Source organism: Bacillus cabrialesii (assembly GCF_004124315.2).
Lineage (GTDB): Bacteria > Bacillota > Bacilli > Bacillales > Bacillaceae > Bacillus > Bacillus cabrialesii.
In genome coordinates this window covers 4,075,715-4,089,996 of sequence record NZ_CP096889.1, presented here as the reverse complement: position 1 = coordinate 4,089,996, position 14,282 = coordinate 4,075,715, and the positions used below count along the sequence as shown (strand labels likewise).

At 44.4% G+C, this 14,282-nt stretch carries 18 protein-coding genes; 11 read left to right on the top strand and 7 right to left on the bottom strand.

Annotated elements, in window-relative coordinates; translation table 11 throughout:
- Positions 1-42 precede the first annotated feature (42 nt).
- On the bottom strand, positions 43-882 hold the full coding sequence (locus EFK13_RS20865) for a pentapeptide repeat-containing protein (protein ID WP_129507022.1): 840 nt from the start codon (positions 880-882) through the stop codon (positions 43-45).
- A gap of 146 nt (positions 883-1,028) precedes the next feature.
- Between EFK13_RS20865 and EFK13_RS20860 the strand changes: the two genes are divergently transcribed.
- Entirely contained in the window at positions 1,029-1,418 is a 390-nt protein-coding gene (locus EFK13_RS20860; protein WP_129507023.1) for a YybH family protein, read from the top strand.
- 73 nt (positions 1,419-1,491) lie between these two features.
- Entirely contained in the window at positions 1,492-2,286 is a 795-nt protein-coding gene (locus EFK13_RS20855; protein ID WP_129507024.1) for a YybI family spore inner coat protein, read from the top strand.
- Positions 2,287-2,330: 44 nt separating this feature from the next.
- On the opposite strand, the gene EFK13_RS20850 is transcribed toward EFK13_RS20855, so the two are convergent.
- The gene (locus tag EFK13_RS20850) at positions 2,331-3,641 is read right to left on the bottom strand and encodes an MFS transporter (protein ID WP_129507025.1); all 1,311 of its coding nucleotides are present in this window, start codon (positions 3,639-3,641) and stop codon (positions 2,331-2,333) included.
- 103 nt (positions 3,642-3,744) lie between these two features.
- Between EFK13_RS20850 and EFK13_RS21185 the strand changes: the two genes are divergently transcribed.
- The gene (locus EFK13_RS21185; RefSeq protein ID WP_064815407.1) at positions 3,745-4,065 is read left to right on the top strand and encodes a hypothetical protein; all 321 of its coding nucleotides are present in this window, start codon (positions 3,745-3,747) and stop codon (positions 4,063-4,065) included.
- An 11-nt stretch (positions 4,066-4,076) separates the two neighbouring features.
- A complete protein-coding gene (locus EFK13_RS20845; protein ID WP_129507026.1) occupies positions 4,077-4,523 on the top strand; it encodes a DUF6376 family protein in 447 nt (148 codons plus the stop codon).
- Between the two features lie 32 nt (positions 4,524-4,555).
- On the opposite strand, the gene EFK13_RS20840 is transcribed toward EFK13_RS20845, so the two are convergent.
- Positions 4,556-5,485, bottom strand: a complete 930-nt coding sequence (locus EFK13_RS20840; RefSeq protein ID WP_129507027.1) for a manganese-dependent inorganic pyrophosphatase — start codon at positions 5,483-5,485, stop codon at positions 4,556-4,558.
- A gap of 205 nt (positions 5,486-5,690) precedes the next feature.
- Between EFK13_RS20840 and hypR the strand changes: the two genes are divergently transcribed.
- Complete coding sequence (hypR, locus tag EFK13_RS20835) at positions 5,691-6,068, top strand: transcriptional regulator HypR (RefSeq protein WP_129507028.1); 378 nt, start codon at positions 5,691-5,693, stop codon at positions 6,066-6,068.
- A gap of 29 nt (positions 6,069-6,097) precedes the next feature.
- On the opposite strand, the gene EFK13_RS20830 is transcribed toward hypR, so the two are convergent.
- Positions 6,098-6,580, bottom strand: coding sequence for a spore coat protein (locus EFK13_RS20830; RefSeq protein WP_129507029.1), 483 nt, complete (start codon positions 6,578-6,580; stop codon positions 6,098-6,100).
- 145 nt (positions 6,581-6,725) lie between these two features.
- Here EFK13_RS20830 and EFK13_RS20825 point away from each other — a divergent pair, with 145 nt between their 5' ends.
- The 4 genes from EFK13_RS20825 (at position 6,726) to rplI (ending at position 10,493) form a co-directional block, all read left to right on the top strand.
- Positions 6,726-6,875, top strand: a complete 150-nt coding sequence (locus EFK13_RS20825; RefSeq protein ID WP_003226909.1) for a hypothetical protein — start codon at positions 6,726-6,728, stop codon at positions 6,873-6,875.
- A 226-nt stretch (positions 6,876-7,101) separates the two neighbouring features.
- Positions 7,102-8,031: a YybS family protein gene (locus EFK13_RS20820; protein WP_129507030.1), complete on the top strand. Its 930-nt coding sequence runs from the start codon at positions 7,102-7,104 to the stop codon at positions 8,029-8,031.
- Positions 8,032-8,067: 36 nt separating this feature from the next.
- A complete protein-coding gene (gene gdpP, locus EFK13_RS20815; RefSeq protein ID WP_129507031.1) occupies positions 8,068-10,047 on the top strand; it encodes a cyclic-di-AMP phosphodiesterase GdpP in 1,980 nt (659 codons plus the stop codon).
- A complete protein-coding gene (rplI, locus tag EFK13_RS20810; RefSeq protein ID WP_064815414.1) occupies positions 10,044-10,493 on the top strand; it encodes a 50S ribosomal protein L9 in 450 nt (149 codons plus the stop codon). The genes gdpP and rplI overlap by 4 nt, the downstream gene beginning before the upstream one ends.
- A gap of 152 nt (positions 10,494-10,645) precedes the next feature.
- Here rplI and EFK13_RS20805 read toward each other — a convergent pair whose 3' ends face one another.
- Positions 10,646-11,848, bottom strand: coding sequence for a CynX/NimT family MFS transporter (locus EFK13_RS20805; RefSeq protein ID WP_129507032.1), 1,203 nt, complete (start codon positions 11,846-11,848; stop codon positions 10,646-10,648).
- 72 nt (positions 11,849-11,920) lie between these two features.
- Positions 11,921-12,064, bottom strand: a complete 144-nt coding sequence (locus tag EFK13_RS20800) for a YycC family protein (RefSeq protein WP_064815417.1) — start codon at positions 12,062-12,064, stop codon at positions 11,921-11,923.
- 120 nt (positions 12,065-12,184) lie between these two features.
- Between EFK13_RS20800 and EFK13_RS20795 the strand changes: the two genes are divergently transcribed.
- Positions 12,185-12,388 carry a hypothetical protein gene (locus EFK13_RS20795; protein WP_129507033.1) on the top strand — a complete coding sequence of 68 codons (204 nt, stop codon included), beginning with the start codon at positions 12,185-12,187 and terminating at the stop codon, positions 12,386-12,388.
- Positions 12,389-12,435: 47 nt separating this feature from the next.
- Here EFK13_RS20795 and EFK13_RS20790 read toward each other — a convergent pair whose 3' ends face one another.
- Positions 12,436-12,636: a DUF2188 domain-containing protein gene (locus tag EFK13_RS20790; RefSeq protein WP_129507034.1), complete on the bottom strand. Its 201-nt coding sequence runs from the start codon at positions 12,634-12,636 to the stop codon at positions 12,436-12,438.
- 169 nt (positions 12,637-12,805) lie between these two features.
- Between EFK13_RS20790 and dnaB the strand changes: the two genes are divergently transcribed.
- The gene (dnaB, locus tag EFK13_RS20785; RefSeq protein WP_064815421.1) at positions 12,806-14,170 is read left to right on the top strand and encodes a replicative DNA helicase; all 1,365 of its coding nucleotides are present in this window, start codon (positions 12,806-12,808) and stop codon (positions 14,168-14,170) included.
- Positions 14,171-14,282: the final 112 nt, after the last annotated feature.

Below are 14,282 nucleotides of genomic sequence, written 5' to 3'. Positions count from 1 at the left end.
AAATGTTGGCAGCAAAAAAGGACCGCAGGCGGGTTCTTTTTTTTACTTCCAGTGGGCAGGGGTTTGTAAAGACTGCGGCAGCTTTGTGTTCGAATCGCCGTTTGCGGCATTCACCTGTGCCTGCGTCAGAAAAATGCTTCCGGTCAGGTCGGCGCCTCTGAGATCAGCGTCTCTTAGGTCCGCACCGATAAAGTCCGTCATTCTCAGATCAGCGTTTCTCAGATCGGCAGCTATGAGCAGCGCCCCTCTTAGGTTTGCCCCTCGCAGATCGAGCCCTTTCAGTTTCGCGCCGATCAGGATACTTCCCCGGCTGATTTTTTTCGGAAGTTTTGGATTGCGTGCTTGGGCACGCACCAGCTCACTCGTTTTTAACAGCCATTCATTGACCTCAGTTCGATGCTCGTGCACCTGCAGTGTCAGCAGGCTTTCTTTGCTGAGCCTGGTGAGCTTGTCTGTCTTTTCGAAACAGGTTCGCAGCTCACGATGAATTGGCTTGGCTGCCTCTAAAGAAAGAGCTTCATGTAAATACCAGAGCATTTCGTGCAGCTGCTGCATGATAGGAAAAACGTCAAACATCTCATTTGCAGTTTCCGGGTTGTTTCGCCAATCCATTCCCTCATAAGTGATTTGGGATACCTTCTGGCCGGCGCCAAAGCATTCATAAGCAGAACAGCCTCGAAATCCTTTTTCCCGAAGGTTTTTATGTATAGAGCATTGATAGTTTGATTGTAAGTTGCGGCAAGGCGTGCCTCCGTCTTTATCAAAAGCAAAATCCGCTGATTTCGCATAAGGCAAGGCGACACAGCACAAGCCAAAACAGTGCTGGCAATCCGCGCTTAATCCATGGTGCGTATTGTCATGTAACGTTAATTCCGCAGACAATATCGTTCACCCCTTCAATTGGGAACTTTGTTAAATATATCTATTTGATTATATATGAAATAGAGGTACTTTTCATTTTATTTTTAGGGTTTCAGATGGTGAATAATGTATAATATATCCAATCACGATGATTGGGAGGGAATCCTTTGGAACAGCAAATAAAAGACATCATCTCTGCGTGTGATTTGGCAATCAGAAATGAAGATTTTGATACATTGATGAATTACTACACGGAAGATGCCATTTTAGTTGTAAAGCCCGGCATGATCGCGCGAGGCAAAGAAGAAATCAAAAAGGCGTTTATCGCGATCGCGAACTATTTTGATCATCATATTGTCCCGACACAAGGGGAAATGGTCATGTTAGAAGCAGGTGACACTGTACTCGTCCTTTCTCAAACACTGCTTGATTCGGATAAAACAGACTCCGAATATGCGATGGAAAGAAGGGCGACTTATGTGTTTAAGAAAAACGCGCAGGACGAGTGGCTTTGTGCAATCGATAATTCATATGGTACGGATTTGATTGGTGTTTAGCGTTCAGATATGTCTTCGGTGTGTCATTCCTGCATATAATGATTCATTCAGTTGATGAGGGAAGGTGACTTCATTGAATCTGTATGACATCAGAATGGCTCCTTATTGGTTTTATGCTGGCGGGAACGGAGGACTTGTTCAACATCCATACGTATTTCGGCAGCCCATTTCCTCCCGCGCAATCATTACATCTGCCCGCGGGGATATAACGGGAGATGGCGTTATTGACGAAGTCTTTCTTACTGGCACCCAAATGCCTGGAAGCCCTTTATGGAGAGATATTACATTGGTGATCCGTGACGGCAGAACCCATCAGGAACAGCGAATCCAGCTTCAGAACAATATGGGCTACAATCCGTCTCTTTTTCTTGGGGATATGACAGGTGATAAGATTGATGATGTGGCAGTGGTGATAGATACCGGGGGAAGCGGAGGCACTATATATGCGTATATTTTTGCCTATCTAAATCGGCGGTTCCGGCAGATTTTTCATTCGGATGTGTTTAATGATGAATTTAAGTACAGTGTGAGTTATCTCAATCAATATAAAGCAAATGTCATCAGCCATCACCAGAATGAAACGTATATCCTTGATCTTACTTACAAGGGCAGGGAATATTTGAATGAGATTTATACCAGCCAAGGTGTGTTAAAAATGCCGATAGAAGGTTGGGTGAATCCCTTGTCTGGATTATATCCGGTTGATTTTGACAGAGACGGCACATACGAACTTGTGGCGTATCAGCGGATCGCCGGAAGGTATAATGCTGACTCACTCGGATATGTCCAAACCGTCTTGAAATGGAACGGGCGGAGATTGATGTTTGACCGCCAGACTGTTTCGATTTTTGGGAGGGACCTATCGTAAGTATCCTTTCTATGCAGAAAAAGAGTGCTTGCAGCAAGCACTCTTTATTCCAGCTTAATCCGTTTCACTTCCCCCAATACAAACACGTAAAAAATCAATCCGAGCAACAGCACAAAACCGGCTACCAGAAAGCTGAGCGTAAAGGAGCCTGTCACATCAAACAAATACCCTGTCAGTGATGCGGCAATAATGCCTCCGAACAGGTTGTTTGCGAGGTTCACCATAGAGCTCAGCATGGATACGGAACCGATCGGCGCGAGCTCAGCGGAGATGGACCAGCCGACTGGAGCCGTTGCGGAAATACCGGCGAGGCCGATTGAAATACAGATAATCGCGACGGTGATATTGTTCGTCAGAATGGAGCCTAAAAAGAAAAAGCCGAAGCTCATTCCGACAATGATCACGGTTCGGTACACCTTGGTGTTAGAATAGCCTTTCTTAATAAAGTAATCGACGAGCCAGCCGCCGACCGCAATTCCGGAAATGGTTGAGATCAGCCACGGCACGGCTGTAAATAAACCGGACGACATGAGATCCAAACCGTATGTATGTTTAAAGAATGTCGGAAGCCAGGTCAGCAGCAGGTTGAAAGTATAGCCATACCCTGTGAATCCGATCATTAAGCCCCATACTTTGCGGTTGGTGAAAAGCGCTTTTAAAAGCGGGCCCGTTTTGTAAGGAATTTGCTCTGTTGTGATCGTATTATGTTTTTGAATATAGTTTAGTTCGCTTTTGGAAATGCGTTTGTGGCGTTCAGGCTGTTCATAATACTGCCAGAAAAAGATCGTAAACAGCACATTGATGCAACCAATCGTCAAAAAAGCGACACGCCAGTCAAATGTGGTGACAAGAAAGGCGACCAATGGCGCGCCGAGCACGTTTGAAAACTTGGCGGCTGAGTCGAACAGTGAGTTTGCCAATCCCCGCTCACTTGGAGGAAACCATAGAGCGGTTGCCTTGGAGGCGGCAGGGAACGCAGAGGCGCTCGTCAGTCCGATGAGAAATCGAAACAGATACAACAGCAATTTTCCTTGCAAAAAAGCAAGAAGGATCGTTAAAAAGCTCCATATTGTCATTCCAATCCTCGTGACCCACGCCACGCCAAACCGGTCCAGCAAACTCCCGACAGGCAGCTGCATCAGTGTATAGGAGTAGGTGTATATGGAAAACACGATGCCGAGTTCAGTTGCTGTAAGATGAAACGAATCTTGTATCGCAGGGGCCGCTACAGAAATGGCAACCCGGTCAAAATAATTAAGAATGATAATGCCGCTGAGTAACGAAGATATGTACCATCTGGTATGTCCGGGCCGTTTCACGCGCTCTTGACTCATGATGAAAACCTCCTCTGTCATAGCATGATCTCCTGATGGATATACCATTCAAATTTTACATACCACAGCATGCTTTTGCGTAAACGGAAGCAGGAATTTGACTGGAAAAGCACAGTGATTTAGAATGAAAGTAATAAAAATGAACACTCCAAAGGGGAGTAGCTTTCACAGTAAAGTCGTCATTACGGGACAAGATGTCCTCGGCTTTGCTGGCAATCTAATTGTTAGCGAGACCTTTGCCAAATCTGATTTGGTGAAGGTCTTTTTGCTTCGAAAACTTCACCAAATCGGTGGAGTTTTTTCATTTTTATCAAAAAGGGAGAGGAGCGTCAGGATGTCTAAGCTGAAAAAGTGGCTGAAGCGTGAATTAGTGAGGAAAGGGCTGCCATTAGCGAAAGAGAAATTGATCCCGATCTTAAAAGAAAAAATGAGAAAGAAGCGATGAGGAGGCTGACGATGAAAATCATGTTGACTGTTGTTGCCGGAGTGGGGCTTTTGAGTGCAGGCGGGTGCGGTATGCTTGATCAGGTGAATGACGGATTGAATTATACGAGTGAAGCGACGGGCTATGTGGAGAAGGTGAAGACATTTGCAGAGGATGCGCCTGAATTGGCTGAGCAAGCTGTACATGATTCGGAGGCGAAAGAAAAGCTTGAAGCACAGCTTGAGTCGATCAAGCAGGCTGCCGCTGATTTTAATGAATTAACACCGCCTGATGCCGCGGAGGAGATTCACGAAACCATTCAGGAACATAACGAAACACTGCAGAAAAGTGCTGACGAGGTGTTGAAACAAGTAGAGGAAGGCAAGGTATCGCTTGAAGAATGGGAGCAGTCAGACCTTGTCCAAAACACAAAGCAAATTACTGATGTGATGGGACAGATTGAAAAGCTGGGTGAATAAGAAAAAGCATCCCTGCGCGGGATGCTTTTTTATTATTCAGCCATTGCGTCTGTTAAGACAGGAACGACTTGTTTTTTACGGGAAACAACGCCTTTAAGAAGGGCTGTGTTGTTTTCTAATGTAACGTTGAACGCTTTTTCCACTTTCGCTGCTTCGTTACCGATCGCAAGGGCAAGTGAGTCATTTTCTAAGATGTCTGTGATGACAAGAAGGAATAGGTCAAGGTTCTTCTCAGCCACAACGTTAGAGATCGCAGCTTCTAATTCAGCTTGGCGTTTTTTTACATCTTCAATGTCTACTGTGTTCACTTGTGCGATTTCGGCTTTTTTGCTGCCGAGTGTGAATTCTTTCGCATCAAGAGAAATCAGTTCTTCCACTGTTTTTTTGCTTAAATCAGCGCCTGCTTTCAGCATGTTCAAGCCGTACTCTTCAGCATCTACGCCAGCGATTTCCGCAAGTTCTTTTGCTGCAGCTACATCTTGGTCTGTGCAAGTTGGAGATTTGAATAACAGTGAGTCAGAAATGATTGCAGACAGCATAAGGCCGGCAATTTCTTTCTCGATCTTCACGTTATTTTCTTTGTACATTTTGTTTAAGATTGTAGCTGTGCAGCCTACAGGTTCAGCGCGATAGTAAAGCGGCTCAGCTGTTTCAAAGTTAGCGATGCGGTGGTGGTCGATCACTTCCAGAACTTGAACATCTTCAATGTCTTTGATGCTTTGCTGGCGTTCGTTATGGTCAACAAGGATAACGCCGTTTACTTCGTTTGCAGCTGTTTCAACAAGACGAGGGCTTTCTTGTTTGAAATAGTCAAGCGCGTATTGTGTTTCGCCGTTAACTTGTCCAAGACGGACAGGCTCAGCATTGAAGCCAAGTTTGTTTTTCAAATCAGCATAAGCAATAGCAGAACAAATCGTATCTGTGTCTGGGTTTTGGTGTCCGAAAATAAGTATCTTTTCCATGATAGCTCCTTATCTTTTTTTAAGTAGTGTCATCTTTATATAGTTTAACACGTCTTGCTGCAGGTGTAATCATGCAAACCCTTAAAAATTGATGTGAATAAGAAGCATTTTCTTTGAGCTGAGGAGAAAAGGTGTGTAAAATACTGGGTAGCTAAGTTGCAAAATGTGATGTAGTATCAAAAAAGGTACTATCGGAGGGTTAACCATGAGTGGAAAAAACAATATATACCCCAACAAAGAAGGCTGTCCAGTGGAATTTACACTAGATGTTATTGGCGGAAAGTGGAAAGGAATTCTTTTTTATCACATGATAGATGGCAAGAAACGGTTTAATGAGTTTCGACGAATCTGCCCGAGTATTACCCAAAGAATGCTCACTCTTCAGCTGCGGGAGCTGGAAGCGGACGGCATCGTGCATCGTGAGGTTTACCACCAGGTGCCGCCAAAGGTTGAATACTCTCTGACGGAATTTGGGCGAACGCTTGAACCAATCGTTTTGCAAATGAAGGCTTGGGGAGAATCCAACAGAGATATGCTGGAATCTTATCGTTCGAACGGCTTGCTGAAGGATCAGCAGAAATAGCAGCAAAGGGTACTCCTTTGCTGCTTGTTTTATTTCATGGAAAGAGCTCTGTTGGCGTTTCTGACATCATTTCTTAGCAGTTCAGAAAGGTTGTATGCCGGATAGTATCCACGCTGATACATGTATTGGAAGATTTGTGCGTGCCACTGGATAGCGGCATTCAGATGTTTGACCAACACGTTTCTTAATTGAGGTGTCGCTGTTTCTGTAATCGCGATGGCATAGTTTCGGACAGATGTTTTGGCAAACCCGAGCAGATCACCGCTGTAAAATGGGTTATCCGCGCGTTCTTCTTCTTCATCCTCTCTGTGCGGCGCCTGCGGAAAGAATGGAAGAAGCTCTCTTAGATTTTGCTCAATGGCCTGAATGGACACACTATAAAGCTGTCTGAGCTGAGGGTCTTTTACTTCTCTTATCATTTTCTTCAATTTAATGAGTCCATTTGATTGAAAAGCAACCAGCTCGTGCATTTCTAATGTTTCATGCCAAGCTAATGTTCTGCGTTCATCCATGTAGCAATTCTCCTTTAACAATCAGATTCCATATCAGCATATGCCCAACGCTCAATGTTGTTCATGATGTTTTGAAGTTTTTAAAACGGGAAATTCACTTTGTATAGGATACGGGTTGAGAACATGCAAAAAGAGGTGAAACACAATGTGGGACATGATAAAGAACTTTTTCTTGTTTAGCAGCGGCGTTCTGCAAGCAACAACCCTTTTACTGGTGATCTTAATCTTTATGTATGTCAGAAAAACGAAAAAGAAAAACAAGGAATCTTCTGGCTTTATGGATGATAAACATTAATGGTGATGGGCATTCTTTTTCAAAGAATGTCTTTTCATTTGCAATGTTTCACATGAAACATTGGCGTCATTTTACTTGCGATTTGGACTTATGTTAAAATATAAAAGTAAAATTTAGAGATGATATAAAAACATTCGGTGCAAAGTATGATGCAACGATGAAAAAAGAGCAGTCGTTTATGCTGCTCTTTTCTATTCGTATGTTCGGGATGATACGAGGTGACTAAGTGAAACAAACGAGAGCATTAATGGAAGGTGCTATATTAATCAGTCTGTTTGCGATCATCACGCTTTTGGTCGTTTATGTTCCTGTGATTGGAATACTGTTTTGGTTGGTTTTACCTCTACCTTTGATTTTATACACATTGAGATACGGGGCAAAATTAGGTTTTTGGATGAGTATTGTAAGTCTTCCCGTTATTTTTATAACTAGTTCAATTACTGGGGTCTTTTTAGCGATTATATCCGTATTTACAGGTGTTGCTTTAGGTTTTTTTCTTAAGAAGAAGGATCCTGCAATTGCGATTTTATCTAGTTCTTTTGTTTCAGTGCTATGTATTATGATGTTTTTTGTGTTAAGTATTTTATTTATGGATATTAATATCGTCGATAGGGCCTTAACACAATCACAGGAAGCGATTGATTCTGCTGAGTATATGATGAGAAATTCAGTTCATTCAGAAGAAATTAATAAAAACTTGGGTATAATGAGAGATCAATTAGACACAGCTCAATACCTATTCCCAACAGCTATTGTGGTGCTGGGGGTAATATATGTTTTCCTCAGTTACCTTATCGCTAAGCCGCTCTTAAGGCGATTCTCCCCCGATATTCCTAATCTAAAGCCTTTTAGAGAGTTGAAGTTTCCGCAAAGTGTTGTAGTGCTGTATTTAATGATTGTCATGCTTTCATTTTTGCCTCTAGAAAAAGGCCAAATGCTGTACTCTATCGCTTTAAATGGGGAGTTTATACTCGGGTTTCTGATTTTTATCCAAGGTGTATCATTTATCTTTTTCTATTGCCATAAGAAACAATATCCGAAGGCTGCGGCTGTCATTGCAGTTATTCTTGGATTTGTGCATCCGGTCTTTATGGCGGCCATTCGCATTTTAGGCGTTTTAGATATGGGCTTTCAAATAAGGAATAAGGTGAAGTGAACATGAGTTTTACTCATATGGTGGGGAGTGATAGAAATGCCAAGCTTTTATGAAAAACCGCTGTTTCGGTATCCCATCTATGCTTTGATTGCTCTGTCAATCATTACAATCCTCATCAGCTTTTATTTTAACTGGATATTAGGAACCGTCGAGGTGCTGCTGATCGCAGTTATTTTATTTTTTATTAAACGCGCTGATTCTCTTATTCGACAAGAGATTGATGCGTATATTTCTACGTTATCCTACAGGTTGAAAAAAGTCGGTGAAGAGGCATTGATGGAAATGCCGATCGGCATCATGCTTTTTAATGACCAATATTATATAGAATGGGCAAATCCGTTTCTTTCTTCTTGCTTTAATGAAAGCACATTAGTGGGGAGATCACTTTACGATACTTGTGAGTCGGTTGTGCCGCTTATCAAACAAGAGGTGGAATCGGAAACGGTTTCATTGAATGACCGCAAGTTTAAGGTTGTCATCAAACGGGATGAGCGTCTGCTGTATTTCTTTGATGTAACGGAGCAAACCCAGATTGAAAAGCTATATGAAAACGAAAGAACCGTGCTGGCATACATATTCCTTGATAACTATGATGATGTGACACAAGGATTGGATGACCAGACGAGAAGCACGATGAACAGCCAGGTGACATCTCTGCTGAACGCTTGGGCACAGGAGTACGGGATCTTTCTGAAAAGAACGTCTTCAGAACGCTTTATTGCTGTCCTTAATGAACACATCTTAACTGAACTCGAAAATTCGAAGTTTTCGATTCTTGATGAGGTGCGGGAAAAAACCTCATTTGACGGTGTAGCGCTGACGTTAAGCGTCGGTGTCGGGGCTTCAGTCTCCTCGCTGAAAGAACTTGGCGATTTGGCGCAATCCAGCTTGGACTTGGCACTGGGGCGCGGCGGAGACCAGGTAGCCATTAAGCTGCCGAACGGCAAGGTGAAGTTTTACGGCGGTAAAACAAATCCGATGGAGAAACGTACAAGGGTGCGGGCCCGCGTCATTTCTCATGCCTTAAAGGAAATCGTCTCCGAAAGCAGCAATGTGATTATCATGGGGCATAAATTCCCCGACATGGATTCTATCGGCGCGGCGATCGGAATTTTAAAGGTGGCCCAGGCAAATAACAAAGATGGTTTTATCGTGATTGACCCAAATCAAATCGGATCAAGTGTGCAGCGTTTAATTGAGGAAATCAAAAAATACGAAGAGCTGTGGTCTAGGTTTATTACGCCTGAAGAAGCGATGGAAATTTCCAATGATGACACGCTGCTTGTGATCGTTGATACACATAAGCCGTCACTTGTCATGGAAGAACGGCTGGTCAATAAAATTGAACATATCGTGGTCATCGACCATCACCGCAGGGGTGAGGAGTTTATCAGGGACCCGCTGCTCGTTTATATGGAGCCGTACGCTTCTTCGACAGCGGAATTGGTGACAGAGCTGCTTGAATATCAGCCGAAGCGCTTAAAAATCAATATGATTGAAGCAACAGCCCTATTAGCTGGTATAATAGTGGATACAAAGAGCTTTTCTCTCCGCACGGGCTCGCGGACTTTTGATGCAGCTTCTTATTTAAGGGCAAAAGGCGCCGACACGGTGCTTGTGCAGAAGTTCCTGAAAGAAACCGTTGATTCCTATATTAAACGGGCGAAGCTGATCCAGCATACGGTCCTCTATAAAGATAACATTGCGATTGCTTCTCTTCCTGAAAATGAAGAGGAATACTTCGATCAGGTGCTGATTGCGCAGGCGGCCGATTCGTTGCTGTCGATGAGTGAGGTTGAGGCTTCATTTGCGGTGGCGAGACGGGATGAACAAACCGTTTGTATAAGTGCGCGGTCACTTGGCGAGGTAAATGTTCAGATCATTATGGAGGCGCTGGAAGGCGGAGGACATTTAACAAATGCGGCGACTCAGTTGTCCGGCATTTCAGTAACGGAAGCGCTGGAACGGCTGAAGCACGCCATAGAAGAGTATTTTGAGGGAGGCGTACAGAGATGAAGGTTATTTTCTTACAAGATGTAAAAGGAAAAGGGAAAAAAGGCGAAGTCAAAAACGTAGCAGACGGTTATGCGCATAACTTTCTGATTAAAAAAGGCCTCGCGGTTGAAGCGAACGCGTCAAACATCAGCGCATTGAACGGACAAAAGCAGAAAGAGAAAAAAGAAGCCATCGCCGAGCTTGAGCAGGCAAAGAGCTTAAAAGAGACATTAGAAAAACTGACTGTTGAGCTCAGCGCGAAATCAGGTGAAGGCGGCCGTTTATTTGGTTCTGTGACAAGCAAGCAAATTACTGAACAGCTCCAAAAAGACCATAAAATTAAAGTGGATAAGCGGAAGCTTGACCTGCCGGACGGCATTCGCGCGTTAGGGTTTACAAACGTGCCTGTGAAGCTGCATCCTGAGGTGCAGGCTGTGTTGAAGGTACATGTCAAAGAAGAAGCTTAATAGAAAAGAGGCTTGGACCAATCCAAGCCTCTTTTTTTATTCCACGAGATAAAGAGTTTTATGATGCCTAATTGTAAAGAATAAATATGAAAAACTTGATTAAACCATAAATATTCGAAGAATTTCATAGAGCGGGGAATCTTCCCCGCTTTTTATGCTGAATTTCTTTGTTTCTCTGTTTGAAGAATGTATTGATCCCGTCCGGCTCCCAGTCCGGATGCTCCCATTATAATCAGGGCAGCAATGAGAAGGACAATCGGCATTGTCCATGAATGTGTCTGGTCAAAGAGATAGCCGACAAAGATTGGCCCGATGGCCGCAAGCAGGTAGCCGAATGACTGAGACATGCCTGACAGCGCAGCGGCCTGCTGGGCATTTTCACTGCGGAGACCAATCAAAGTGAGCGCCAGACTAATGCTGGAGCCTTGCCCGATACCGATGATGATCATCCAGATGGCGAGCAGGATATGGCTGCCGCCCGCCAGCAATCCGCACAACCCAATGAGATAAACGGCGGTCAGCCCCGCGGCAATGCCGCGCTGGTGTTTCATGCGATCTGCTAAAACAGGTGTCAGAAATGTGAAAGGCAGACTTGCAAATTGCATCAGTGATACCATCCATCCGGCTGTTGACGTATCCATGCCGTGCGAACGGAGAATTTCAGGAAACCATGCGATGCTGCTGTAAAATAAAAATGATTGCAGTCCCATAAAGATGGTGACATGCCATGCCATTTTTGAAAACCAAATAGAACTGGTTTGAAGCTTCACCGCCTTGTTTGCCGTATCCCGGTGGCGCAGCTGAGGTATCCAGATCAGCAATGCGAGTAACGCCAGCCCGCCCCATAAGAGAAAGGCCTGCTTCCATCCGCCCCCCATTTGTGCCGCCAGAGGTACGCTGACACCTGACGCTAAAGCCGCGAAAATACACATTGAAGTGGTGTATAAGCTGATCATGATTCCCGATTTATCGGGGTATTTATGCTTGATTAAGCTCGGAAGCAGAACGTTTCCGATGGCAATGCCGATACCGATTAAAGCCGTTCCGGCAAATAAGGCCCAGGTCACGCCGGCAGAACGAAGCAAAATACCGATCAATAACATCAGGAGGCCGAGCCATAATGTCCGTTCATTTCCAAGCCGCTGTCCAAACTTTGGCGCAAGCGGAGAAAGAACCGCAAACGAAAGCAGCGGCAGCGCTGTTAAAAATCCGGCTGTCCCATTAGACATATGCAGGTCTGCCCTGATAGAGCTGATGACCGGACCAACTGAAGTGATGGCCGGTCTCAAGTTAAAGGCGATAAAGATAATGCCGGTGATCAGCCAAAAAGATTGGATATTTTTATGTTTTGGCAAAGCAGTTACTCCTTCTTTCTAACATATACTAAATATAATTCCGTAAGATGTAAGCAAGTATGCGAACGAATGCTACGATTGTTCTTCTTCTTTCTGCAATTCAGCCAATTTAGCAAGCAGAATATGCTGAGGCATATGCATGATCTGTTCAAGCGGCAGATTCAAGGACTCTGCAAGCTTTTGGGCAGTTTCAGCAGAAATTTGCAAAGGTCTCACAAAAGATCCCTCCTCTCTTCTGTTCATTGTACAAGAATCAGATGTGAAACGTAAGAAGATGTCACAAAGGAATGGAGCAAACTGAAAATGCCCGCTATAAAAGAGAGAAGGAGGGTTCTTATGCACGCACCGTTATCATTATTAAAACAAATGCTGAATGAACACCAAAAAGACAATGAGAAAGCTGTCACCTTTGAAGAATATCTGGCAGTGAGGTTAAGGCTTCAGGAGCTGATGGGGAAATTTGCTTCGTTCGAGGAATGGGATCTGTATCAAAAAGCGGCGGATTTGATGATGCACACGGGTTACCAATGGATGAAATAAGCCGAAAACCGTTAAAAAACCCCCGCTGCAGCGAAGGGTTTCATTCATTAAAATGAGTATTCTTCTTCCACATTTTTAAACTGGTCATAAATCACAAGCTTTGACGGACTGTTTTCTTTTGCCACCTGTTTGGCTTTTTCAATCGCGGCGTCTTTAGATGTATACAAAGCTGTCGGCGCCACATTTTCCACCTTAATAAACCATCCATCTGCATCGACATTGGGTGTAACCGCATATTTTTTCATCATTTTTCATACCTCCCTCTCGTTTTATTCCATTTTTCCCGCCTTGTTACTGTCCAAAACGATCCAATCGGCTAGCTGAAAAAAACAGGAAACAGACAATTTGTCTATTTTTTTTCTGCAGAAATGGTAGAATGGAATTTGGAGATTTTTTAATGAGAGGACGGTGCTTAGCATGACAGACGTTCTGAATGATCGGCTTCCCCCGCAAAATATAGAAGCCGAACAAGCCGTGTTAGGCGCTATTTTTTTACAGCCGTCTGCTTTAACACTGGCTTCAGAAGTATTGATTCCAGATGATTTCTATAGAATGTCCCACCAAAAAATCTATAATGCGATGCTGGTGCTCGGTGACCGCGGTGAACCGGTTGATCTGGTTACGGTAACGTCAGAGCTTGCGAACACAGACCTGCTGGAAGAAGTGGGTGGCATTTCGTATCTGACAGATATCGCTAACTCGGTGCCAACAGCGGCTAACATAGAATATTACGCGAAAATCGTTGAGGAAAAATCGATTCTTCGCCGATTAATCAGAACCGCGACAACCATTGCTCAAGACGGGTATACCCGTGAGGATGAGGTCGAAGATTTACTCAGTGAAGCAGAAAAAACAATTATGGAAGTAGCGCAGCGCAAAAATACGAGCGCCTTCCAAAATATTAAGGACGTCCTTGTCCAGACCTATGACAATATCGAACAGCTTCACAATCGAAAAGGCGATATTACGGGAATTCCGACAGGGTTTACTGAGCTTGACCGGATGACTGCCGGGTTCCAGCGCAACGATTTAATCATTGTGGCCGCCCGTCCGTCAGTGGGGAAAACAGCCTTTGCCCTGAACATCGCCCAAAACGTGGCGACCAAGACCGACGAGAGCGTAGCGATTTTCAGTCTTGAGATGGGTGCAGAGCAGCTCGTCATGCGTATGCTCTGTGCCGAAGGAAATATTAATGCCCAAAATCTCCGTACCGGTAACCTGACGGAAGAGGATTGGGGCAAGCTGACGATGGCGATGGGAAGCCTGTCAAACAGCGGGATTTACATCGATGATACACCGGGTATCCGCGTGAGTGAAATCCGCGCCAAATGCCGTCGTTTGAAGCAGGAAAGCGGACTTGGCATGATTTTGATCGACTATCTTCAATTGATTCAGGGGAGCGGTCGTTCAAAGGACAACCGCCAGCAGGAAGTATCAGAGATTTCCCGTGAACTCAAGTCGATCGCCAGGGAGTTGCAAGTCCCTGTTATCGCGCTTTCTCAGCTTTCCCGGGGGGTTGAGCAGCGTCAGGATAAACGCCCGATGATGTCTGATATCCGGGAATCAGGAAGTATCGAGCAGGACGCGGATATTGTCGCGTTCCTTTACCGTGACGACTACTACGACAAAGAAACCGAGAATAAAAACATTATCGAAATCATTATTGCCAAACAGCGTAACGGCCCGGTAGGAACCGTGTCTCTTGCGTTCGTAAAAGAATATAACAAGTTCGTCAACCTGGAACGGCGTTTTGATGACGCAGGTGTTCCGCCCGGCGCATAAACCCCAAGAGCTGATCTTGGGGTTTTTTCGTTCATAAGATGGAGGAAATACCGTCCGCTCAGCGGAATTCGATTTGAAAACGTTTTAATAAAATGAAGCAAAAAGGAGATGG